Source organism: Methylotenera sp., assembly GCF_036401095.1.
Lineage (GTDB): Bacteria > Pseudomonadota > Gammaproteobacteria > Burkholderiales > Methylophilaceae > Methylotenera.
Genome location: NZ_DASWWA010000003.1, coordinates 573956 through 596160, shown reverse-complemented (window position 1 = coordinate 596160; position 22205 = coordinate 573956). Strand labels below are relative to the sequence as shown.

The following is a 22205-nucleotide window of genomic DNA, read 5'->3' as shown; positions in this document are numbered from 1 at the left end:
GCGTTGGTTGATAACACTAGGCAGTAATTAGGCTGGATCGATACATTTTTTGATAAAGTTTAATCGCTTGATGATAAAATGTGCGGCCTGTTGCTTTGAATGTTTTTTTATTTTGCGAGCTGATGTTGAATCACTCAATCCACCATTAAATAAGGTTAGCAAAGCATTTGCCCCCGTAGCTCAGTGGATAGAGCATCCCCCTCCTAAGGGGAGGGTCACACGTTCGATTCGTGTCGGGGGCACCATTATTCAATATTGACTTAAGTTGATATGGTTTGCAGATTTAAGCATATCTAACGATATGTTAACTAGTTGTGTTTCATTATGTATGTTTAGAAGTAGGCGTATTAAGAAATAAGTATAGTTGGGAATAATTGCATAACCTTAGCAAGTGACCATTAGAAAACCTATAAAAATGACATCAACAGTATTTCAAAGATTATCTCTAGCACTATTTACATTACTAGCTGTTTTTATTGTTGTGACTTTTAAGCAATATGGCATTAGTAATGATGAACAGGTACAGCACGTTTATGGGCAGTTGCTACTTAATTTTTATAGTAGTGGGTTTGTAGATCACGCAGCCTTTAGTTACAAAAACCTTTACTTGTATGGTGGTTTTTTTGATTTAATTGCCGCAATTTTAGAGAAGCTTTTACCTCTGTGGGTATGGGATATTCGTCATTTGCTCTCAGCATTATTTGGTTTAGCTGGCATTGTGGCGGTGCATAAAATTACCAATGAGTTAGCTGGCGCGCGTGCAGCTTTTATTGCTGCCTTTTTGCTTACCATTACTGGGGCATGGACCGGTGCGATGTTTACGCACACAAAGGATGTGTCTTTTGCAGCTTGTATGGTTTGGGCGTTATATTACACATTGTTAACTTCTAAACACTTACCTCGCATTCCGTTAGCGTTGAGTTTAAAGCTAGGTCTGGCAGTTGGTCTGGCGTTAGGCTTGAGAATTGGTGGCGCCTTTGCTGTTATCTATTTGCTGTTAATGGTGTTAGTGGCTGGATGCTTAACTGATAAGGGCTGCAAACTTAGGCTGACATTTTATTGGAATAGTTTTATCGGTTTGCTACCAGCAGGGACTGTGGCTTTAGGCTTAATGGCTACTTTCTGGCCATGGTCGGTGATGGGGTTTGATCATATTCAAATTGCTGTTAAGTCTTTTTCACATTTCGCTTTTGATATGAATACCATTGTGAATGGTCAGTTTGTTAGTATCGGGGACGTGCCGCGTACTTACTTATTCCAGTATTTGGGCATTCGCTTGCCTGAGATTTTTTTACTGGGCTTAATCAGCCTAGTTGTTGTGTTAGGGATGAGGTTAAAGCAGGCCGCGTTTTGGAAGGTAAATCATTTACCCGAGATTACAGTTAGCATCGCTTTGCTTACCCCTTTGGTGTTTGTGCTATTGGATCGTCCAGCACTTTACAATGGCGTAAGGCATTTTACTTTTGTGATTCCTACTTTGGCGATTGTTGCTGGTATTGGTTTATCAAAAATGTTTGATGCATTGGCTGAGTGTAAAAAATGGCGCTTAGGTTTTGTTGCTGTATGTGCGCTATTGAGTTTGAACACGATATGTTCGCTGTACGCACTGCATCCCTATCAATATTTATACTATAACCATTTTGCAGGCGCAGACTTTAAACATGCCCAACATAATTGGGAAGGTGACTATTGGTCCAGTAGCTTGATTGACGCGACTAAAATGTTAGAACAGTATGTTGATGCTGAGGCTGTGAGTTCAACAAAGAAAAGTGAGCTTGTATATTCAGTTGCGGTTTGTGCAGAAGCTTTTCAGGGGCAGGCGTATTTAGACAAGCGGTTTACTATCACTGAAAATTGGGTGACTGCTGATTTCTTTATTTCTAGCACTAATATGAATTGCGATAAAGTGTTGCAGGGCGAGGTAATAGGCGTGGTGGAACGTTTGGGTGCGCCGCTCGCGGTAGTGAAAGATCGTAGAACATTAATAGGCGATGCGCGGATACCGCGTGCCGCACCACGGGATTAGGGTCATGAATAAAAACATTTTTCCACGAGTAGACACTGAAGCGCATATTAGCGTAATTGTTCCGGCTTTTAATGAAGAGGCCGCGATTGTTAGCACTATCCATACCATAGTGGATCGCCTTAAGCAGCTCAGTGAACACTGGGAAATCATTGTGATTGATGATGGAAGCCGTGACCAAACTGCGGATATAGTTCGTAATTTACCTGAAAGTTTACGAACAACCTTGGTGCGCTTCTCTCGTAACTTTGGTAAAGAGTATGCCATTACAGCTGGTTTGGAATATGCGACGGGCAATGTGGTGATCTGCATGGATGCTGATGGTCAGCATTCATCTGAGTTGCTAGGACAAATGTTGGAAAAGTGGCGTGAAGGTTATGACATGGTCTACGCATACAGGCAAGACCGTGATGTAGAGTCACGATTTAAACGTTGGGGCTCACGTATTTTTTATCGTGCAATTAGTCTAGGTGGTCAGATTCACATCCCACGTGATGCTGGTGATTTCCGCTTAATGGATAGGCAAGTGGTGAATGCACTGCTTTCTTTGCCTGAGCGTAACCGCTTTATGAAGGGCATTTATGCATGGGTTGGCTACCATTCTATTGGTATTCCATTTATACCATTACCTCGCTCTCATGGTGAAAGTGCATTCTCAAAGTTAAAACTTATACAGCTGGCTTGGACTGGCGTTACCAGTTTCTCCGTAATGCCATTACGCTTAGCAAGTGCAGTAGGGGCTTTGCTAGCTTTGCTGTCTTTCAGTTATGGGATGTACGTAGTGGTTGATCATATGTTTTTTGATGAATCAGTGCCTGGTTGGCCAACCATTATTGCTAGCATGATGTTTTTTGCTGGGGTGCAATTATTGTTTATTGGTATATTAGGCGAATACCTATCTCGCATTTATGACGAAGTCAAAGGTCGGCCACCGTATATCGTGGCAGAAGTACTTAAGCCTAAAGTCATCACCCAGCATCAATGACACAAACGCATCGACATTCAATTTCCTGGTTTGCAGTGATTGGCGCCCTGGCGGCCGGCGTGCATTACGTTGTTGCCGTGAGCTTGGAACTTAGTCACTTGCTCACAGCAATTCATGCAAACACGGTAGGCTTTTTGTTTGCGTTTCCTGTGAGTTACTTTGGGCATCGTAAATTAAGTTTTTCTGGACAGACGTCTACTCACTTGCATGCTTTCCCACGCTTTTTTGCCGTTGCAGTGACCGGTTTCTTGGCGAATCAGTTTTTAGTGCTTAATGCTATCTACTTTACTAACATTCCATTCTGGCTGGTATTGGGTGTGGTGATGGTGATTGTTGCTGTTTCTACTTATTTTTTGAGCCGTTACTGGGCATTTAAAGGCAAGCAGTCATGAATCTTATTATTTGTGCTGACGATTTTGCACAAAGCCCAGCCATAGATACGGCCATTGTGAGCCTCATCGAAAATAACAGGCTGACTGCGGCATCATGCATGGTCAATAGCCCACACTGGGCATCATCTGCCAAATTGCTCACTTCCGACATTAGAAGCAAAGCACATATTGGCTTGCATCTTGATTTTACGTTATTCGGATATCGCTATCCACACAGTGTATTGACCTTGCTGAGTCTATTGCGCTGCTTGCCAAAGGCTGCAATTCAAAACAGTATTGAACATCAGTTAAACCAGTTTGAGTTGGCATTGGGCACGCAGCCCGATTATGTTGACGGGCACCAGCACGTGCATCAGCTCCCGCAAATTCGACAGGTTTTGTTGTCGATATTAAAACGGCGTTACCACAAGCAATTACCTTGGATACGAATTGCCAAGCCCAATAACGAAAGTGGCATTAAAGGCCGTATCATTAAAATGCTTGGAGCCACTGCGCTAGAACGAGAAGCTAAGCAACTGGGGTTTAAGTGCAGTAGTGGGTTATTAGGCGTTTATAATTTTAGCGGTGATGTACATGATTACAAAAAACGCTTAATTGATTGGGCGACACAAGCTAAGAAAAGTGTGGGTACGTCGGTGTTGATGTGTCATCCAGCTATGGAAACGGCAGAAGGGCATATGAATGACCCTATTTATCCTGCCAGAGTTAATGAGTTTAGTGTGCTGAACAGTGATGCTTTCGGCACAATATTTAATGAAATTAATATTGTGCGAGAGCCATAACTGGTATGAGTGCTGCTGTAGCTAGCCGCTGTTACTTAGCGCAGCACTCAGGTTAAGTTACGTTTGAGGTTTTTATATATAAATGCTTAAGCTGGCTTGATTGATTTTTTGTTTGATTGTGCGCTTTTTTGTATGACGCAGGTTTCTTTACCATAGGTGCCAACATTAGAATCTACTTCGTAGTAATGGTTGGTATAAGCGAATTTACCAGCTGAGTTTTTGCTTATGTTTGCAATGCCGGTACTGAATTCTGCAGAGTTGACCTCTGACATGCTGAGGTTAAACGCAATCTTGTTTGAATTAGCGACTGCTTTGCCTTTGTAGGTGAATGAGTTTTCGGTTTCTAGTGCAAAATCATAAATGCCGATGCTGCCTCTGCTAGCTGCGCGATTTAGTGTGAGTTTTGCAAGAACTTGGTAGTCGCCAACTTTACTGTTGTTGCCTTTGCATAAATAAGTGCCACTGTAGTTCGCGCCGATAAAGTTAGGTTTTGCTTCGGCTATCTGAATGGTGCTGATGGTGATTAATAAAGAAGTAAGAATCGCACGTTTCATGATGGATATTTTAGTATATTTTAAAAGCGTCTATTGTAGCGTGAGCCTGCTGTGCGATGAAACTTACTTTTTATATTTTTTATGCCTTAATGTTTTGTTTTGTTTATGTGCTTGCATTATGATGGGCGCCTAAATCAATTTTTTAATCGATTATTTGACTTAATACATCAAAATTTATGCAAATTTCCCCAGTTAAGGCATTATCAACCAAGTTACTTTGGCGTTTCAGTATCTTCAATATTGCTTTGCTATTGGGGTTGATACTATGGCTTTGGTGCGAAAGCCAAGCGGTTAATGTGGTGCAGCCTCAATTGCCTAGTGATGGTAAGTTGCAGTGCGTTTCTTACTCTCCTTATTACCATCCGGGGCAAACACCGCTTAACCCAAATAGTTTTATACAGCCGGCACAGATTGATCATGATCTTGCTGCGCTCTCCAAGCAATTTAATTGCGTACGTATTTATTCAGTCTCTCAGGGGTTGAGTTATGTGCCGGAAGCCGCCGCTAAATTAGGGATGCAGGTTTATCTAGGCGCTTGGATAGGCTGGGTAGCTGCAAACAACGATAAAGAGCTGGATCTGGCTATCAGTATTGCGAATAAATATCCAAAGACTGTGAAGGCTTTGATTGTTGGTAATGAGGTTTTATTACGCGGTGAGCAATCAGAGGCCGCGATGCAGGCGTATTTGGAAAAAGCACAACGCTCAACAATGATCCCTGTTACTTATGCCGATGTTTGGGAGTTCTGGCGCAAACATCCGAAGCTTGAGGCCAATGTGGATTTTGTGACCGTGCACATATTGCCGTATTGGGAAGATGATCCGCAGGCAATTAGTGAAGCAAACCAGCATGTAGTGAATGTGATGAATTTACTTGCGGATACTTTCAAAAAACCTATTTTAATTGGAGAAACTGGCTGGCCATCCGTAGGTAGGCAGCGCCAGGCTTCTGAGCCAAGTTTAATTAATCAGGCGAGCTATTTGCGTGGGTTTTTACAACTCGCGCATGATCATGCATGGCAATACAACCTAATTGAAGCAATTGATCAACCATGGAAGCGTGATCTTGAAGGTACCGTAGGTGGATACTGGGGTATTTTCGATACGGAGCTAACACCTAAGTTTGCGTTCACTGGTGATATAAAGCCACGTCATGATGCAACTGCTATTGCACTGTCTGGCGCATTAGGTTTTGCTTTATTTATAGGTTTGGCGTTTTTCTCTAAAACGCGTGAAGTTTATATGAAGTTAGGATTGTGCGCGGCTGGTATCGTGTTTGGTATATCAGCTTGGTTACAGGCTCAATATTTAGTCAGTGCTTGTCGAAACATCTCAGAATGGGTAGCCTTGGGCGGTTTGGCTTTCCTCGGCTGGTTGCTCGTGATTAGTTTAGTATGGCGCATATGCCAACCAACTAAACACCATGTGCTGCTTTTGAAAACGGGTGTGCTTATACTTGCAGTGGCAGCAATCAGTGCCACAATTTTATTAATAGTTGATGGCAGATACCGTGATTTCCCCATCAGCTTATATGCATTGCCAGTTTTGCTGTTATCATTTTCTTCAGTATTCTTAGACATAGATGTAAAGCCACAGCGCTGGCTTGGCTATCTGCTCAGCGCAGCTTTAATGCCGGCAGCGCTCTATTGCGTTTATTTAGAAACTGAAAATATATCTGCTTATTATTGGCTTGGTCTTTGTGGTTTACTTGTGACTGCATTATGGCCAAAACCTCAAACTTCAACTCGTTCATAACTTTGATAGAAATCCTCAGCGTAACCTTATGATTAACAAAACTAAACGCTATTTAATTCCACTCTTGTTTGCAGTGCTGGTGGCTGCGGCTCACTTTAGCCTTTGGTATATTTCCAATCGTGCACTACCTTTAATTAATGCACCAGAAATTGTAAATGGCTTTGCCTTTAGTGGATTTCAAGAAAATCAAAGCCCTCTGCGTAAAGAGTACCCAAGTACTGCTGAGTTGGAAAAGGATTTGCGCTTACTTAAGCCTTTGACTCATCGCGTTCGCATCTACGGTGCGCTTGAAAATAGTGAAGTAACCGCGCTTGCTTCTAGTTTAGGGTTTCATGTTACTGCCGGTGCATGGTTAGGCAGTGATGCGGCTGCCAACTATCGTGAAGTTGAGGCGCTGAAGGCAAAGATTAAAATCTATCCCAAAATTGAACGTGCTATTGTCGGTAATGAGGTTTTGCTTCGCAACGACCTTACACCCGAGCAATTGATTGGTTATATAGAAGACGTTCGTAAAACCACTAAACTGCCTATTTCTACTGCAGAGCCTTGGCATGTATGGCTGAAAAATCCTGAGCTAGTTAAGCACGTAGATTTTATTGCGGTGCATTTGCTACCTTATCATGAAGGCGTGCCAGTCGAGAGCGCTGTGGATTACTCACTTAAGCGTTATCAAGAGTTAATGGATGTATATCCACGAAAAAAAATCGTGATTACGGAAATTGGTTGGCCTAGCAATGGACCTACATTAGGTGCGGCAGTAGCATCTAAAGTGAATCAAGCACTTTTTGTTCGAGAGTTTTTGGCTAAAACAGCGCATAAAAATTACGATTATTACTTAATGGAAGCATTTGACCAGCCTTGGAAAAAAGAGCTTGAGGGCTGGGCTGGCGCTTACTGGGGTATGTTTGATGCTGAGCGTCATGAGAAATACTCACTGCACGGCGCTGTACCTAAAGATGACCGCTGGAAGGCAAAAGCCTTATGGGCAACTTTGTTAGGGCTGCTGCCAATATTCTTTATTGCCTATCGTTTTAGGCATTGGGGCTTACGTGCACGTATTTCTATGGCAGTGTTACTACAGGCTTGTATCACCACCTTAGTGGTTGCCTGGAATCTACCTGGGGATTATTACTACACGATGAAGGATTTTGTCGTATTAATCGCGTTGCTGGTTGGTATGGGCTTAACGTCTGCGGTATTGATGATTTATGCGGTAGAGTTTAGTGAAGTAATGTTCAAAAAAGGCTGGAATCGTGCATTTAAGCGTGCAAAACCACTGCCAGCAGATGAAGAACTGTTTGTTTCTGTGCATTTGGCATGTTACAACGAGCCACCTGAAATGGTGATTACCACTATTGAAAGTTTGGCTAAGCTCAACTACACCAATTTTGAAGTGATAGTGGTCGACAACAACACTAAAGATGAAGCTAAGTGGAAACCGCTTGAAGCTTACATGGCAAAAATGCCTGAGAATTTTAAATTCTTCCATCTACCGCAATGGCCAGGCTTTAAAGCTGGCGCGTTAAACTTTGCACTAGAGCAAACCAATCCTAACGCGCAGGTAGTAGGGGTAGTTGACGCTGATTATGAAGTAACACCAGATTGGCTATCTGATTTAGTGCCGCATTTCCTTGAGCAAAAAGTTGCTGTGGTGCAAGCACCTCAGGCGCATAGAGATTGGGAGCATAGTTTCTTCCGCAGTATGGGTAACTGGGAGTTTGAAGGCTTCTTCCGCATTGGTATGCACCACAGGCACGAACGTAATGCCTTGATTCAGCACGGTACGATGACTTTGGTGAGATACCAAGCGCTAATGAGCAGCGGAAAATGGTCTGAATGGTGCATCTGCGAAGATACAGAACTGGGCTTGCGTTTGCTCGAAGATGGCTATGAACTGCGCTACATTGATGATACGTTTGGCCGTGGTTTAACGCCTGCAGATTTTAAAGCCCTGAAGTCACAGCGCTTCCGTTGGGCGTTTGGCGCGATGCAAATTCTAAAACATCACATACCTAAGCTGTTAGGAGATTCAACCCTGACATTTGGGCAGCGCTATCACTTTTTAACGGGTTGGTTCGGTTGGTTGGGTGAGGCTTTGCAGTTAGGCTTCACTATCGGCTCTATCGCATGGTCTGTGGCTATGCTGTTATTCCCAGAAGAGGCGAGTTTGCCTGTGTCTCTGATGATTACCACCATCATTTGCTTCTTGGTGATTAAAGCAATTATGGGCCCGATGTTGTATTTAAAAACTATGACATGTCGCTGGATTGATATTTTTGGTGCATCTATTGCGAGTCTGGGGTTGTCACATGCAATTGCCAGAGGCATTATCAGCGGCATCATTAAAAAAGATGGTGTGTTCAAAGTAACGGCAAAAGGCAAAGGGCTCAAAAAATCTAATTGGTATGATTGGATTGCACCAATTCAAGAAGAGTTGTTTTTACTGACGGCTTTAACCCTGAGCAGCATTGCTATGCTAGCCACACGCGGAGTGGGCAATAGCGATGCCCAAATCTGGGTGGCAATGTTGAGCCTACAATCATTACCTTACATTAGTGCGGTTGCTTGCCAAATTATCAGTAAACGAGAAAATGGTTAATAGCATTTGATGAACACGAATACACCAGAGCCGCATAAAATGAATACGCATCACCGTAGCCGCCATGTTTTGCGCGGCGCAATTAGGTTTGCTACTTACTTATGCGCATTCTTTTTAGTGGCCGTTGCTTACTGGGTGGCTGATAATTTTGGCGAGCCCTCACTAGAGCAATTGTTCTACCATGCGCAGTTTGGCATGGGCGGCTTGATTGATACCGATGCTGCGATTATCAAGAGCTTCGTCATTTGGTGTATTGCGCTACCTATATTGATCTCATTACTGTTGGTGTTAATTGAATATTCAATTGCACTATTTCTTACGCATGGCTCTTCACACTGGCTAACTAAGCCTGCCAGACTTGCCAATATTCATTTTATTAAAGTGTTTTATTGGTTTATAGGGCACAGAGCGCCTTTATACGCATTAACCGTGGCAACGGTGTATTTTTGGGTGCAGTTCTCAGTCACTGTTTTTCTACATAATTTATTTGGTAAAGATTACTTTTCCGCACACTACCTGAATCCTTCAGAGGTGCAGGTGGAAACGATAAAACCTAAAAATCTAGTATTGATTTATGTAGAGAGCTTAGAGAACAGCTATAAACAGCCTGAGCTGTTTGGTAAAAATTTGCTAAGCAGTCTGGACCGTTTAAAAGGTTTAAGCTTTAGCGACTATAGAAAAGCACCGGGCACATGGTGGACGATTGCCGGTATTACAGCAACGCAATGTGCCGTGCCTCTAAAAAGCGTTAGCTTGTATGACGGTAATGACCAAGGTGAAAAAATTAAAAGCTTTTTGCCAAATGCAGTTTGCTTGGGTGATATTTTGCACGATGCTGGTTATCACAATGTTTATATGGGCGGCGACGCGCTTGGCTTTGCAGGCAAGGGCATGTTTTTCCAAGACCATCACTATGATGAAGTGTATGGTCGTGATGAACTAAAAGGTAAGCTTACCGATGCACAATTGAATTTCTGGGGCTTGTATGATGATGATTTGTTTGCATCAGCCAAGGCTAAGTTGATTGCTTTGCATAAAAGTAATCAGCCTTTTAACCTGACTGTGACTACTATTGACACGCACGGCCCTGACGGGCACTTTTCTAAATATTGTAAATCTGTAGGCATCAAGACGTTTGAAGGTATTGTCGAATGCACCTCAAATCAGGTAGCGAGTTTTGTTAAATTCATACAGAAAAGCGGCTACTTAAAAGATACGAACGTCGTCATTCTCGGGGATCATTTAGCGATGGAGAACCCGGTGAGCGAAAAACTGGATTTGATTAAAGAGCGTCATATTTATAATCAGTTTATTTCAAATGACCATTTTGAGAAGAATCGTAACCAGATATTACCGTTTGACATGTTCCCAACCATTTTAGAGTTTATCGGTTTTAAAGTGCCGGGTGGTAAATTAGGCTTAGGTTATACCGCGTTGTCTAAAGAGACAGACTTGTCGTTGCTATTAGATTATGAAGAAATGAATGAAGATCTTCTCAATCAATCGGATATGTATCTAGACCTTTGGAGACATGAAGCTAAGCTTTAGCGCTTGGTAGCGTTATGCGCCTAATGCAATACATATAAGTTAACGTAAAAAAACCAGCTAAATCTTAGCTGGTTTTTTATTTTGTGGCTTAGTAAAGTTATGCGTTACGTTTGTCTAAATCTTCCCAACGTGCCATCTTAGTCTCAATTTCGGTATCTATTGCCGCTAAGCGAGCTTGTAGTGTTTTTACCTTGTCAGGGTCTTGTACATAGATGCCAGGGTCAGCCAGCGTTGTATTAATACTGCTTTGTTCAGTTTCTAACTCTTCAATCAGCGCTGGTAATTCATCCAACTCTTTTTGTTCCTTAAAACTAAGTTTGTTAGCTGGCGCTTTAGGGGTAGCCTCTTTTGTGACTGGCTTGCTTGCTTGAGCTTTAACTTGTGCTGCTTTATCTGCCTCACGTTTAGTGCTGAAGCGTTGCCAATCATCATAGCCACCGCCAAATTCGGTCAAGATGCCATTACCTTCAAACGCAATTACTTGTGTCACTGTGTTTTCCAAGAATGCACGGTCATGGCTCACTAGGAATAACGTGCCATTAAAGTCTTGCAGTAGGTTTTCCAATAGTTCTAGTGTGTCGATATCCAGATCATTAGTCGGCTCATCTAGCACCAGAATGTTAGCAGGGCGCGCAAATAGGCGCGCTAACAGCAAGCGGTTACGCTCGCCACCTGACAGCGATTTAACTGGTGAGCGTGAGCGTTGTGGTGGGAACAAGAAGTCCTCCAGATAGCTAATCACGTGTTTACGTTCTTCACCGATTTGTACAAAGTCAGAGCCTGGGCTAATCGTGTCAGCCAAGGTGGCTTCTTCATTGAGCTGCTCGCGCATTTGGTCAAAATAGGCGACACTTTGCTTGCTACCACGCTCAATCGAGCCGCTATCTGGTTCAATATCGCCGAGTATCAGTTTGAGCAGAGTGGTTTTGCCTACACCGTTAGGACCTAGCAAGCCGATTTTGTCGCCACGTAAGATACGCGTGCTAAAGTCTTTAATCAGCACTTTATTGCCATAGGCTTTGCTGATGTTTTCAAGCTCAGCAATCAGTTTGCCGCTGCGCTCGCCCACATCTACATTCAGTTTTACGTTGCCTTGGCGTTCGCGACGTGCGGCGCGCTCTAATCTTAGTGCTTCCAGTCTGCGTACGCGGCCTTCATTACGTGTGCGGCGTGCTTTAATGCCTTGGCGTATCCAAACCTCTTCTTGAGCAAGTATCTTGTCAAACTTGGCGGCATGGGTTTCTTCAACGGCAAGCAGCTCTTCTTTTTTCACTTGGTAGGCAGTGAAGTTGCCAACAAAATCTGTGAGTTTGCCTCGATCCAACTCAGTGATGCGCGTCGCTAGTTTGTCGAGAAAGCGCCTGTCATGGGTAATAAACAACACGCTGCCATTAAAGCCCAGTAATAAATCTTCTAGCCATTCAATGGCGCTTAAGTCCAAATGGTTGGTTGGCTCGTCTAATAGTAAAACTTCTGGCTCTGCTACCAAAGCACGACCTAGAGCCACACGTTTACGCCAGCCGCCTGATAGTGTGCTGATGAGTGCATCTGCATCTAAGTTTAAGCGGCTAAGTACTGCTTCTACACGGGATTGTGCTGCCCAGCCATTTTGGGCATCTAAATCATGTTGCAACGCTTGCATTTTTGTCATCAGTGCATCAATGTCGGCATCTGGCATGCCCATGTCATGAGTGACTTGATGATAATCAACCAGAATCTGCTGCAGGTTTCCTAAGCCTTCTGCCACCGCTTCAAACACGGTGTGGGTTGCTACTAGCTCTGGTTCTTGTGGTACATAAACCACGCGTGCATTGGGTGCGCGCCAAACTGTGCCATCATCTAGTTTAATGGTGCCAGCAATGGCTTTTAATAAGCTGGATTTACCTGCGCCGTTGCGGCCAATTAAACCAACGCGCTCACCAGCATCTAGCTGAAATGCAGCATGGTCGAGCAGGGCATGGTGACCAAAAGCGAGGCAGGCGTTATCGAGGGTAATGTATGGCATGAGTGACTTTCAAATTTTTACTTTAAATATATTAAATGTTGGTAGTTGAGATGCCAAATGTTACTGCTTATTCAGCATGGCTCTGATGTTTGCCATTTTTGATTTACCAAAATCTTTACTGGCTTCGGGGTCTTTGTTAAATGGGTTGCCAAAGTGGCGCACATCATCTTTAGGAATTTCGGCAATAAAGCGGCTGGGTTCGCACACTTCCATTTCACCCGCACGTTTGCGTTTTTTACACCATGAGATATTGAGTGTTTTTTGCGCGCGGGTAATGCCTACATACATGAGGCGGCGTTCTTCTTCAATCTTGTCATTATCAATTGATTCGCGGTGCGGCAAAATGCCTTCCTCAGCGCCAATTAAAAACACATGACCAAACTCTAAGCCTTTAGAGGCATGTAGTGTTGATAGTTTTACCGCATCTGGCTCGCCGTTTTCTCGGCCCTCCAGCATGCTCATGAGCGATACCATCTGCGTCAGTTCTAGCAAGTTTTTGCCTTCTTTTTCATTACCGTACTCAGTGCTGGGCTCACCTTTTTTGGATAGCCATCCAGTGAAATCGAGCACGTTTGCCCATTTCACTTCTGCCGCACGTGGTTCTTCAGAATCGTATAAAAATGCCTCGTAATGTATGGATGATAACAAGTCATTCAGCACTTCATTGGCTGGGTCTCTTACAGCGCGTGCTTGCAGTTTATTGATATATTGGCAAAAGTTGAGCAGGTCTTCTAATTGTTTGTTACCAATCTCACTTTGGAAACCACCTTCGAACGCTGCCGCAAATAATGAAATTTTATGCGCGCTGGCGTATTCACCTAAGCGCTCAAGCGTGGTGTTACCAATCCCTTTTTTAGGCGTAGTTGCGGCACGAATAAAGGCAGGGTCGTCATCTTCGTTGGCAATTAATCTTAAATAACTGATTAAGTCTTTAATTTCAGCTTTATCAAAGAAAGACTGTCCGCCAGAGACGGTATAGGGGATTTTATGGTTACGCAGATGTTGTTCAAGTATGCGGGCTTGATGGTTACCACGGTAAAGTATGGCGTAGTCTTTATAGAAAGTACGATGCTCAAACTTATGTGCCTGTAGCTTCATGACCACGCTTTCAGCCTCATGCTCTTCGCTCATGGCTGCTGTTACTTGAATTAAATCGCCAGTACCTAACTCGCTCCAAAGTTTCTTTTCAAATAACTTTGGATTATTTGAAATGACTTGGTTTGCAGCACGTAAAATGCGGACAGTAGAGCGATAGTTCTGCTCTAGCTTAATGACTTTAAGTTTGCTGAAGTCTGTAGTCAGTTGGCGCAGGTTCTCAACATCTGCGCCACGCCAGCCGTAAATGGCCTGGTCATCATCACCCACTGCGGTAAATTGGCCGCGTAAGCCGGTAAGCATTTTTACCAATTTATACTGGCAGGCGTTGGTATCTTGGTATTCGTCAATTAATAGATATTGTAGTTTGCGTTGCCATTTGTTGAGCGCTTCTTCGTGCTTTTCAAATAACTCAACAGGTAGTTTGATTAAATCATCAAAGTCCACCGCCTGATACGCTTTTAGGGTTTGCTGATAAATCTGGTAGACCCTAGCTGCGGCATGAGTCAGCTCTTCATCCGCCTGTGCTTTGGCTTGGTCGGGGTTAATAAACGCGTTTTTCCAGCTGGATATCTGCCATTGGGTTTTACGCAGTAGCTGTTTATCTGTGGTGGCTAGCACATCTGCCAAAATTTTAAAGCTATCTGATGAGTCTAAAATCGAGAACTGTGGTTTATAGCCAAGCAAGGTTGCCTCAGCCCGCAGCATTTGTAAGCCCAGCGAGTGAAAAGTGGCAATGGTTAAGCCTTTGATGTTGGTGCCTTGCATCAGCTTGCCAACACGTTCTTGCATCTCTAACGCAGCTTTGTTAGTGAACGTAATCGCTGCAATTTCTTTAGGTGCGTAACCGGCCTCATTAATCAGGTAACTGATTTTTTGCGTAATCACGCGTGTTTTGCCACTGCCCGCACCCGCAAGTACCAGGAGAGGGCCGTCTAAATACTTTACCGCCTCACGCTGAGGCGCATTCATCGAGTTTAACATTGCAGATTACTATTGTGCGGAGTTGGTTGAGTCGTCTGTTTCTGTGACTTGCTCTGAATTGCTTGCTGGGCTGACTTGCGAGTTTGCCATCATTTCCGCTCTAGAGCTTGGCGTTTCTAAACTTACACGGCCAATGGCACCGCTACGGTAATCAGTTAAAAAGGCAACTGCTGTTTTTTCCATATCCCATAAGCCATCATGGCGTTTGTACGACCTGCGCTTTGCAATTGCCTCTAATAAGTCAACGCCATCCATTTGTGTTACATCAAGTTTCATCGCGTCTAGTTTATAACGTGCATTTACCAGTGCAGGGTAGCTCTTTAATAGGTTGTTAGCTAAAAATGTAGCAACGTCTTCATCAATCACCGCATTTCTGCCAATGGCATGGCTGGCAGCTAGCATATAGCCATCTGACTCGTAAGCGATTCTAGGCCACATCATGCCAGGCGTATCGGTAATGCTCATGGTGTCGTCTAAATCAAAACGTTGCTGGTTTTTAGTCACCGCTGGCTCATCGCCCACTTTTGCCACGCGGCGATTGAGCAGGGCGTTCATCAAGGTAGATTTCCCTACGTTAGGGATGCCCATAATCAGCATGCGTAATGGTTTTAAATGAGTGCCACGGTGCGGTGTTATTTTTTTACAGATAGCGGGTATTTTTTTAGCATCGCCTGCTTTTTTACAGGAAAGCGCGACTGCTTTGGTATTAGGTTGTGCGTTAAAGTAGTTTAGCCAAGCTTGCGTAGCGGCTGGGTCTGCTAAGTCTGCCTTGTTTAAAATCTTAAGTTGGGGGCGCTGACGAAATAAACGCATTTCATCAATCATTGGGTTATGGCTGGCTGCTGGCACGCGCGCATCTAATACTTCAATAACCATGTCGGTAAACTCCATGGTCTCTTCAGCTTTTTTACGCGCTTGGGTCATGTGACCCGGGTACCATTGAATTGCCATGTATTTTATTCCCTTAATAATTCTGACTATGCTACCCACTGTTTGGCAGACATAAAAGTGTAGTGTCTAAAGCATGGTTTCTTTGGCTTTGTGCCTTGCTATGTTGAAGCGAAGTTTGCTTTAAACGAATTTCGTTATTTTAGCATTGACGGCTCCAATTCAAGTTTTTATCTGTAATTCTCCATAGAATATTTATACAAGTATCTGATTATTGCGCTTGTTCTATTTTTCTTGATTTAATTTTTTCACGCAATTCTTTACGTTGTTCTGGGCTCATGTTCTTGATACGGTTTTTAAATGCCTCTTTCTGCTCTGGAGACATGTTTTTCCAGCGTTCCCGTAACGCACTGCGTTGCTCCGGGGGGAGTTGTCTAAATCTTTGTATGTGCTCTTTCACCCTAGCTTTATCTTCCGGTGATAGATTTTTAAAGCGAGTGATATTTTCTTGGGCGCGTTCTCTTTGCTCAGGCGGCATATTCGCCCATTTCTCCGCACCTTTGCTCAGCCTTTCCTGCCGATGTGGTGGTAACTCATTCCAATGATCTTTGACTGCACTAAGGGTTTGCTGTTGCTGCTCACTGAGAGACTCCCAAGCTACGCCCTCCGCCATGGCTGAGTTTGCAAACACGCTGAAACCCAGTAATAGGGCGCACGTCATAACACGGTGCTGAAAATATAAAGTAATGTTCATTTTTTGTTGCCTCCTGCAGGTGTGGCTGACTCTGTATTTTGTTTGCTGCTGGTTTGGGTGCTATCTTTTTTTTGGTTTTTGCTTGGCTTGTTTTCTAGCTCGGCTAGTGCAGCTGCGAGCATGCTTTCGTCGTCCATCTCGCCCAGTAGTTCTATTACATCTAAAGGCGGGTTGGGAGCTGCCATAATCTGAGCTGAATAGCTAAAGTTGATAAGCGCCAATAAGGTGAGGGCCATTAATTTAAACGGCATTATTAATACCCTCAGTTGCCAATACTTCGTCTATCCAAACATAAAAATCGGGGTCAGTCGCAGTTTCTAAATCTTCTGCGTTGGTGAGCAGCTCTAACATAGTGATCTGCTCAGGTTGCTCATGACTAATGTTTTGTTGGGTTGCTATGCGCTGCAATGCATCATCCAGATTGTTCGGGTGGTACACGAACAGTATCGCGAGCAAAGCGCTAAACGCAAAACCGCTTGCAGGCCTCCATGCATTGAAATTTAGCCAAGTGCGAGCCTGCTGATTTTTGAGTGACTTTTCACGTATGGAAGCTAATGCCTGCTGCGTATCTTGATCTAAATCCATGACGCTAGCATCCAGGCTGGCTTTAATTTTGGACTCTAACTTTGTAGCTTCTTTCGTCAGCTCAGTGCTCATTGGTGATCCTCTAGCTTCTCGCGTAATTTCTCTAATGCGCGTGCATAATGTGTTTTTACACTGCTTGCAGAGCAGTGCATGATGGCAGCGGTTTCGTTAATATCCATACCTTCCCATATGCGCAGTAAAAACACTTGTTGCTGGCGTAGCGGGAGTGCGCTGAGCGCAGTATTTAAACTTGCCATGAACTGACTATCTTGCAACTTGGCGTCTGGCGAGTGGTTTGTCTCATCTGGATGCTGAGCCAATACGTCTTCAATCGCTTCGTCTTCGCCATCATTCCAGTTCAGCCAGCTTCTAAAGCGGTTACGTACTGATTGCCTGCGGTGCCAATCTAAAATGCGCGTATTCAGTATGCTGTAGAATAAAGCCTTCCATTCGGTAGCCTGATGATGGCTGTACTTTTGCACTAGCTTCATCATCGTGTCCTGTACTATTTCTAACGCATCGTCACGATTGCCAGTGGCGATTTGTGCCATGCGAAAAGCGCGACCCTCAACATCTGCAAGAAAATGATTCATGCTGATGTACTGTTCATTGAAATCGCGCTCCATAGGCATAGATGTCCGCTGTGTCTATTTACGTTTAGCGCGTCTATCTAAGCGATTATTGATGCGTTCACCCTGTCTATCCATGTGGTTGTTGATACGCTCGCCGCGGTTATCTAAATGCTGGTTAATTTGGTCGCCTTTGTTTTCCAGATGGTTAGCACGTTTTACATTACCATTTTCACGTGCTCTATCAGCTTTGGCATCGAGGTGGTTTTCAATTGCATCACCACGGTTATCAAGGCGTTGTTCAACGCGGTCACCCTTGTTATCTAAACGCTGTTCTATGCGATCACCTCGCTCATCCAAGCCTACTTTGCCATGTGTGATTTCGTCGGCCGTTGCAGTTGCTGAAGCAAGTATCGTGAGTAAAATAGTTGTGATTGAAATTATGTTTTTCATCATGATGTCCTTATCTCGGTTTGTTTGATTGCTGCCACCGGAACACAAATGTTATGTGTCCTTGGTATACAAAACGCAGTAGTGATTTGTTTGACGACAAGTCAGATAAAAATATTATTTTCCATTAAAATAGCAATATGCAAAATATTCCAGAAATAAAGCCTAATCAATCTATTGAGTTGCTTAAAGCGCTACATATACTCACACGTGATGGCAAACTTAACCAAGATAGCCGCCGTAAACTCAAGCAAGTGTATCACTTGGTTAATTTTATCGAACCATTATTCAATGATGTATTGGCGCATAATCCTAACCCAGTTTTGGTGGACCATGGCGCGGGTAAATCGTATCTTGGCTTTATCCTATATGATTTATTGCTGAAACAGCTAGCGGCAGGCGAGGTGGTGGGCATCGAAACGCGAGCGGAGCTGGTTGAAAAATCTAAGGACTTAGCACAGCAACTTAGCTTTACACGTATGCGTTTTGAGCACTTGACCGTGGAAGAGTCGACAACGTCAAATGTTATCCCTAGTAAAGTGGATATTGTGACGGCTTTGCATGCATGCAACACAGCAACGGACGATGCGATTCAATTTGCATTGAAAAAGCATGCCAAATATATGGTGTTAGTACCATGCTGTCAGGCCGAGGTAGCAGAAGTATTAAGACAGCATAAAAATGAAAGCTTTGGTAAAACCTCATTAAGTGAGATTTGGCGCCACCCGATTCACACGCGGGAGTTTGGCAGCCAAATTACCAACGTATTACGTTGCTTGCAGTTAGAGGCGTCCGGTTACAGTGTTACAGTGACCGAGCTTGTGGGCTGGGAGCACTCCATGAAAAACGAGTTAATCATCGCCAAATACACCGGCCAGCCGCGTAAAAATGCAAAAGAGCGGATTGGCAATATCTTGAGTGAACTGAATCTAGAAAGCATGAAGTCTAGATTTCTAGCGCAGTGATGAGGATCTAACGATGAAATACTTTATTTGCAGTTTATTGTTATTGGCTAGCTTTAACGGTTATGCGGCACAAGCTACTGTGCAAGACTTCAGTGGTGTATACAACTGCACTGGGGACGACGCGCACGAGGGAAAGTATGCCGGGGTGGTGACCATGGCATTAAAACCAGCGCACAGTAAAGGTAATTACGCGAGCTATGATTTTAAGCTAGAAGTGCCAGGTTATGGCAGCTATTTAGGCCATGCTGCGGCCAATGGTAACCACGTGGCCATGTACTTTGCGTTGCAAGATTAAACGACCAAAGACTATGGTACAGGTATTGCTGAAATGAAAAAGAATGCCAATGGGCAGTGGAGCTTTCATAAGTTTTACTTTGAGCCAGAGTTTAAAGGCGGCAATACCGGAGTAGAGGAGTGCACTATTCAATAGTCGTTGGGCAATCAAGTGTTAAGCAATTGAGAGTTAAACTTAATTTTTAGCGTCTAACTAGTACAGACGTCTATAATAATAGTTGTATTTGGGAGATTAGCTCAGTTGGTAGAGCAGCGGACTCTTAATCCGTTTGTCGCGAGTTCGAGCCTCGCATCTCCTACCAATTAAATCAAAGGCTTATGCCTAAGCGCAGACCTTTTGATTCTCTTGACGTGACATAAACGTGACCAAATTCACCACGTTAGCCACACGCCCAGATTCAATCCTAGACGCAGCGACGGTTAATTGCTCCGTTGCAAACTTAGCATAACGATCCACCATCGAGCGTGACTTCCATCCGCCTAAGTCTTTCAACTCATCGCATGAAGTGCCAGCCTGACGATGCCATGATGCCCATGTATGCCTGAGATCGTGAAACCTTAAATCAGACAATCCTGCTTTTTCGATTGCAGCATACCAAGCATGATTCGTTATTGCCGTTTTAATCGGTTGTTTTTGATAGGTGAAGCAGTATTGGGGATGGTTTCCCTGTACTGACAACAATACTTCAATCGCATCCGAATTTAGCGGTACACCTCGCGGTGTTCCATTTTTAGTCTTGTCCAGCCAAGCCGTTTTACGTTCTAAATCGACCCGATGCCATTCAAGACTGGTAATCTCCCTAGCACGGCAACCAGTCGCTAAAGCAAAGCGAATTAAAGAAGTTAAGTGAGGAGGGGAGGCCGAAATCAATCGATCGGCTTCCTCACGCGTCAACCATCGATCGCGCTCTACCTCACCCGACAACAAACGGATTTTTGGCATTGAGTCGATCCACTGCCATTCATCCCTTGCCATACGCAATATTGCACGTGTGACGGCTAAATGGCGGTTGATGGTTGCAACTGCATTTCCGCGCTTCATTTCACCTTGTATGATGTTCCAGATCACGTCACCATTAATCTGGTTTAAAGAAAAGTCGCCTAAATATTCATGTAACCGACGACAAATCCCTTGGTAACCCTTTACATCACGCAAAGTTGCTTTAACTGCTAAAAACCTGACAACAGCTTCTTGCCATGAACGCTGGGGCTTAATGCCAAAGTGAAGTTCCCGATAACTATCTAGCTTTAATTTAGCTAAAAATGCTTCGGCTTCACTTCTTTGTTCAGTCCCAGTGCTTTGGCGTAATCTCTTGCCGTTAGGGAGCGTTGTACTAATCCACCAGTAGCGCGAGTCTTGCCGCCGATAGATTCCTTCTTGGGGTTGGTGCATATTAAATCCTTTCCAACCCGCCCTCGCTCGCTGCGCTTATATTCCTCCAACCAAAGATCCAAGTCAACTTTGTCATAAACGGTACGGCGACCAAATTTCACCGCTGGAATATCTAGTTCAGCTAAAAGTGTCATTCCAATACCAAGATAAGAGGCAGCTTCATCTTTAGAAAGACAACGCACAGCAGGTAAGGGCAGGTTGTTATCTTTCATTGTTATTCACCGTCCGAATATCTTCTATATTCATCGCTGGTTAGCTGATCTTCAACAAGCTGCTTGTTTAGGATGGAATTAAATCGCTTTGCTTTAACTGCAACACGCTCTTCCAGATAATCCTCAAAACTTGCCCCTGCATTCATTGCACGATTGTTTAAGTGATCAGATAAGCCGCGATAATAAGCCTCTACCCCTTCAAGCAAATCGGTAATGCCTTCACGTGCCATAAATGAAGAGATTGCACTAAACCCATAATCAAATAGGCGTTGGTTAGAAGGTATCCGCTGCTCAGTAAAGTGACGCGATAGCTCACCACCTTGAGTAGCAAAATCAACAGAAGAAAAATAAGCCCATAACGGATGAATAGGCCATCGTGATCGATTAGTATCACCAGCGCTAGGGATTGTGAGTTTTAGCCAGTCGGTTGTGGCATAACTCCAAAGTCCGTTTAAATTATCCAAAGTAACATTCAGGGCTTGCACATCAAATTGCACAAGTACATCACGCTTAATCTCAAACTCCAGACGCCATACTGGATTGTTTTTATTCCAGCCAGCTTCAACCCACAAAGGGATCAAATAGCCTTTATTACTTGTAATAATCTCTAGTGTCTTGTTATACAGCCGCGCAGACATACCGCTACCCATCCCGATAGACCACCCTGAGAACTCACCTTTAATCGCGTACTGATGGATTTTCTCAGATCGTGTGACCCAATCATCACGATGCCATGAATCCATATCTTCATTCGATGCGAAGTCCAGAAACAGATCAATACGGCTGGTTTTAGGTATGGACTCAAGGACACCCATCACATCTAGAACAGAAGTTAAATCATTAACCACATCATCAATAGACTTATGGGTTAAATACTCGCTGGAGATCTTAACGTAAGCCATAGGCATTGACTTTGCACGTTGGCGGGATAGTTGAATGCGAAAACAGTTATCTTCAAGAATGTAAGGAAACATGCCAGTTCCTTTATCCTTTACTTCAAAGATGTGATTGTTGACTGGGAATTGAGCTTGAGCCTGATCGGTAAGCTGGTCTGATTGTGCTAACTTTTTAAGGCGATCCAGTTTGTTTTCTTGATCCGTATGCAGGCTTCCCGCAAAAGATAGATAAAGACTATCAATACCCCATCTTAAGGGCTGAAAGTATTCATGATTGTATTTATTAGATACTCTGTTAGTAAGCGCCGTATCTAATCCAAGTTCATCGCTTGATCCGTCCGCCGCTGCGCGTGCGGGCGTGTCAGGCGAAGATCCTTGGATTTCCTCGTTAAAACTAACTGAGCTATTACCAGACTCTGACTGGTGATTCGGTTGCATATAAATTCCTTATCCATCGGCAGCCATGCAATTGCTTGCT

Annotated in this window: 20 protein-coding genes, 2 tRNA genes and 1 pseudogene; 11 read left to right on the top strand and 12 right to left on the bottom strand. The window is 43.8% G+C overall.

Going from position 1 to position 22205, the window contains the following annotated elements; all coding sequences use genetic code 11:
- Positions 1–169: 169 nt before the first annotated feature.
- The 5 genes from VGD82_RS04580 (at position 170) to VGD82_RS04560 (ending at position 4182) form a co-directional block, all read left to right on the top strand.
- A tRNA-Arg gene (locus VGD82_RS04580) sits at positions 170–245 on the top strand.
- Between the two features lie 170 nt (positions 246–415).
- Complete coding sequence (locus VGD82_RS04575; RefSeq protein WP_331019264.1) at positions 416–2026, top strand: hypothetical protein; 1611 nt, start codon at positions 416–418, stop codon at positions 2024–2026.
- Between the two features lie 4 nt (positions 2027–2030).
- The gene (locus VGD82_RS04570; RefSeq protein WP_331019263.1) at positions 2031–3008 is read left to right on the top strand and encodes a glycosyltransferase family 2 protein; all 978 of its coding nucleotides are present in this window, start codon (positions 2031–2033) and stop codon (positions 3006–3008) included.
- Positions 3005–3400, top strand: coding sequence for a GtrA family protein (locus tag VGD82_RS04565; protein WP_331019262.1), 396 nt, complete (start codon positions 3005–3007; stop codon positions 3398–3400). Before VGD82_RS04570 ends, VGD82_RS04565 begins: the two co-directional genes overlap by 4 nt.
- Entirely contained in the window at positions 3397–4182 is a 786-nt protein-coding gene (locus tag VGD82_RS04560) for a ChbG/HpnK family deacetylase (RefSeq protein WP_331019261.1), read from the top strand. The genes VGD82_RS04565 and VGD82_RS04560 overlap by 4 nt, the downstream gene beginning before the upstream one ends.
- Before the next feature lie 86 nt (positions 4183–4268).
- Here VGD82_RS04560 and VGD82_RS04555 read toward each other — a convergent pair whose 3' ends face one another.
- Entirely contained in the window at positions 4269–4736 is a 468-nt protein-coding gene (locus tag VGD82_RS04555) for a hypothetical protein (RefSeq protein WP_331019260.1), read from the bottom strand.
- A 176-nt stretch (positions 4737–4912) separates the two neighbouring features.
- Between VGD82_RS04555 and VGD82_RS04550 the strand changes: the two genes are divergently transcribed.
- Genes VGD82_RS04550 through VGD82_RS04540 form a run of 3 tightly spaced genes read left to right on the top strand, consistent with a single transcriptional unit; the run spans position 4913 to position 10637 of the window.
- Positions 4913–6490, top strand: a complete 1578-nt coding sequence (locus VGD82_RS04550; protein WP_331019259.1) for a beta (1-6) glucan synthase — start codon at positions 4913–4915, stop codon at positions 6488–6490.
- A gap of 28 nt (positions 6491–6518) precedes the next feature.
- Positions 6519–9089 carry a glycosyltransferase gene (locus tag VGD82_RS04545; RefSeq protein WP_331019258.1) on the top strand — a complete coding sequence of 857 codons (2571 nt, stop codon included), beginning with the start codon at positions 6519–6521 and terminating at the stop codon, positions 9087–9089.
- A 9-nt stretch (positions 9090–9098) separates the two neighbouring features.
- On the top strand, positions 9099–10637 hold the full coding sequence (locus VGD82_RS04540) for a sulfatase-like hydrolase/transferase (RefSeq protein ID WP_331019257.1): 1539 nt from the start codon (positions 9099–9101) through the stop codon (positions 10635–10637).
- 97 nt (positions 10638–10734) lie between these two features.
- Here the strand turns inward: VGD82_RS04540 and VGD82_RS04535 are convergent, their stop codons facing one another.
- The 8 genes from VGD82_RS04535 to VGD82_RS04500 form a co-directional block, all read right to left on the bottom strand.
- Positions 10735–12642: an ATP-binding cassette domain-containing protein gene (locus VGD82_RS04535; RefSeq protein WP_331019256.1), complete on the bottom strand. Its 1908-nt coding sequence runs from the start codon at positions 12640–12642 to the stop codon at positions 10735–10737.
- 60 nt (positions 12643–12702) lie between these two features.
- Positions 12703–14721: a UvrD-helicase domain-containing protein gene (locus VGD82_RS04530; protein ID WP_331019255.1), complete on the bottom strand. Its 2019-nt coding sequence runs from the start codon at positions 14719–14721 to the stop codon at positions 12703–12705.
- A gap of 9 nt (positions 14722–14730) precedes the next feature.
- On the bottom strand, positions 14731–15672 hold the full coding sequence (ylqF, locus tag VGD82_RS04525) for a ribosome biogenesis GTPase YlqF (protein ID WP_331019254.1): 942 nt from the start codon (positions 15670–15672) through the stop codon (positions 14731–14733).
- Between the two features lie 208 nt (positions 15673–15880).
- On the bottom strand, positions 15881–16363 hold the full coding sequence (locus tag VGD82_RS04520; protein WP_331019253.1) for a DUF3106 domain-containing protein: 483 nt from the start codon (positions 16361–16363) through the stop codon (positions 15881–15883).
- Complete coding sequence (locus VGD82_RS04515; protein ID WP_331019252.1) at positions 16360–16614, bottom strand: hypothetical protein; 255 nt, start codon at positions 16612–16614, stop codon at positions 16360–16362. Before VGD82_RS04515 ends, VGD82_RS04520 begins: the two co-directional genes overlap by 4 nt.
- Positions 16604–17020 carry a hypothetical protein gene (locus VGD82_RS04510; RefSeq protein WP_331019251.1) on the bottom strand — a complete coding sequence of 139 codons (417 nt, stop codon included), beginning with the start codon at positions 17018–17020 and terminating at the stop codon, positions 16604–16606. The genes VGD82_RS04515 and VGD82_RS04510 overlap by 11 nt, the downstream gene beginning before the upstream one ends.
- A complete protein-coding gene (locus VGD82_RS04505) occupies positions 17017–17541 on the bottom strand; it encodes an RNA polymerase sigma factor (RefSeq protein ID WP_331019250.1) in 525 nt (174 codons plus the stop codon). Before VGD82_RS04505 ends, VGD82_RS04510 begins: the two co-directional genes overlap by 4 nt.
- A gap of 54 nt (positions 17542–17595) precedes the next feature.
- Positions 17596–17973: a hypothetical protein gene (locus tag VGD82_RS04500; protein ID WP_331019249.1), complete on the bottom strand. Its 378-nt coding sequence runs from the start codon at positions 17971–17973 to the stop codon at positions 17596–17598.
- Positions 17974–18107: 134 nt separating this feature from the next.
- Here VGD82_RS04500 and VGD82_RS04495 point away from each other — a divergent pair, with 134 nt between their 5' ends.
- The 3 genes and pseudogenes from VGD82_RS04495 to VGD82_RS04485 all read left to right on the top strand — a co-directional run bounded on the left by VGD82_RS04495 (position 18108) and on the right by VGD82_RS04485 (position 19528).
- Positions 18108–18932, top strand: coding sequence for an SAM-dependent methyltransferase (locus VGD82_RS04495; RefSeq protein ID WP_331019248.1), 825 nt, complete (start codon positions 18108–18110; stop codon positions 18930–18932).
- A gap of 13 nt (positions 18933–18945) precedes the next feature.
- A pseudogene (locus tag VGD82_RS04490) lies at positions 18946–19362 on the top strand (hypothetical protein).
- 90 nt (positions 19363–19452) lie between these two features.
- Positions 19453–19528 (top strand) — tRNA-Lys (locus tag VGD82_RS04485).
- Positions 19529–19548: 20 nt separating this feature from the next.
- Here VGD82_RS04485 and VGD82_RS04480 read toward each other — a convergent pair.
- From VGD82_RS04480 to VGD82_RS04470, 3 genes are read right to left on the bottom strand one after another with little or no spacing between them, the layout of a single operon-like run.
- Positions 19549–20565 carry a site-specific integrase gene (locus tag VGD82_RS04480; RefSeq protein ID WP_331019285.1) on the bottom strand — a complete coding sequence of 339 codons (1017 nt, stop codon included), beginning with the start codon at positions 20563–20565 and terminating at the stop codon, positions 19549–19551.
- Positions 20484–20831 carry a helix-turn-helix domain-containing protein gene (locus tag VGD82_RS04475; RefSeq protein WP_331019247.1) on the bottom strand — a complete coding sequence of 116 codons (348 nt, stop codon included), beginning with the start codon at positions 20829–20831 and terminating at the stop codon, positions 20484–20486. The genes VGD82_RS04480 and VGD82_RS04475 overlap by 82 nt, the downstream gene beginning before the upstream one ends.
- A 2-nt stretch (positions 20832–20833) precedes the next feature.
- Positions 20834–22165, bottom strand: coding sequence for a replication initiation factor (locus VGD82_RS04470; RefSeq protein WP_331019246.1), 1332 nt, complete (start codon positions 22163–22165; stop codon positions 20834–20836).
- Positions 22166–22205: the final 40 nt, after the last annotated feature.

What these genes read in the sequence shown, in the direction of transcription:
- VGD82_RS04575 (WP_331019264.1), top strand. Translation starts at nt 416, where the DNA reads ATGACATCAACAGTATTTCAAAGATTATCTCTAGCACTATTTACATTA.
- VGD82_RS04570 (WP_331019263.1), top strand. Translation starts at nt 2,031, where the DNA reads ATGAATAAAAACATTTTTCCACGAGTAGACACTGAAGCGCATATTAGC.
- VGD82_RS04565 (WP_331019262.1), top strand. Translation starts at nt 3,005, where the DNA reads ATGACACAAACGCATCGACATTCAATTTCCTGGTTTGCAGTGATTGGC.
- VGD82_RS04560 (WP_331019261.1), top strand. Translation starts at nt 3,397, where the DNA reads ATGAATCTTATTATTTGTGCTGACGATTTTGCACAAAGCCCAGCCATA.
- VGD82_RS04555 (WP_331019260.1), bottom strand. Translation starts at nt 4,736, where the DNA reads ATGAAACGTGCGATTCTTACTTCTTTATTAATCACCATCAGCACCATT.
- VGD82_RS04550 (WP_331019259.1), top strand. Translation starts at nt 4,913, where the DNA reads ATGCAAATTTCCCCAGTTAAGGCATTATCAACCAAGTTACTTTGGCGT.
- VGD82_RS04545 (WP_331019258.1), top strand. Translation starts at nt 6,519, where the DNA reads ATGATTAACAAAACTAAACGCTATTTAATTCCACTCTTGTTTGCAGTG.
- VGD82_RS04540 (WP_331019257.1), top strand. Translation starts at nt 9,099, where the DNA reads ATGAACACGAATACACCAGAGCCGCATAAAATGAATACGCATCACCGT.
- VGD82_RS04535 (WP_331019256.1), bottom strand. Translation starts at nt 12,642, where the DNA reads ATGCCATACATTACCCTCGATAACGCCTGCCTCGCTTTTGGTCACCAT.
- VGD82_RS04530 (WP_331019255.1), bottom strand. Translation starts at nt 14,721, where the DNA reads ATGTTAAACTCGATGAATGCGCCTCAGCGTGAGGCGGTAAAGTATTTA.
- ylqF (WP_331019254.1), bottom strand. Translation starts at nt 15,672, where the DNA reads ATGGCAATTCAATGGTACCCGGGTCACATGACCCAAGCGCGTAAAAAA.
- VGD82_RS04520 (WP_331019253.1), bottom strand. Translation starts at nt 16,363, where the DNA reads ATGAACATTACTTTATATTTTCAGCACCGTGTTATGACGTGCGCCCTA.
- VGD82_RS04515 (WP_331019252.1), bottom strand. Translation starts at nt 16,614, where the DNA reads ATGCCGTTTAAATTAATGGCCCTCACCTTATTGGCGCTTATCAACTTT.
- VGD82_RS04510 (WP_331019251.1), bottom strand. Translation starts at nt 17,020, where the DNA reads ATGAGCACTGAGCTGACGAAAGAAGCTACAAAGTTAGAGTCCAAAATT.
- VGD82_RS04505 (WP_331019250.1), bottom strand. Translation starts at nt 17,541, where the DNA reads ATGAATCATTTTCTTGCAGATGTTGAGGGTCGCGCTTTTCGCATGGCA.
- VGD82_RS04500 (WP_331019249.1), bottom strand. Translation starts at nt 17,973, where the DNA reads ATGATGAAAAACATAATTTCAATCACAACTATTTTACTCACGATACTT.
- VGD82_RS04495 (WP_331019248.1), top strand. Translation starts at nt 18,108, where the DNA reads ATGCAAAATATTCCAGAAATAAAGCCTAATCAATCTATTGAGTTGCTT.
- VGD82_RS04475 (WP_331019247.1), bottom strand. Translation starts at nt 20,831, where the DNA reads ATGAAAGATAACAACCTGCCCTTACCTGCTGTGCGTTGTCTTTCTAAA.
- VGD82_RS04470 (WP_331019246.1), bottom strand. Translation starts at nt 22,165, where the DNA reads ATGCAACCGAATCACCAGTCAGAGTCTGGTAATAGCTCAGTTAGTTTT.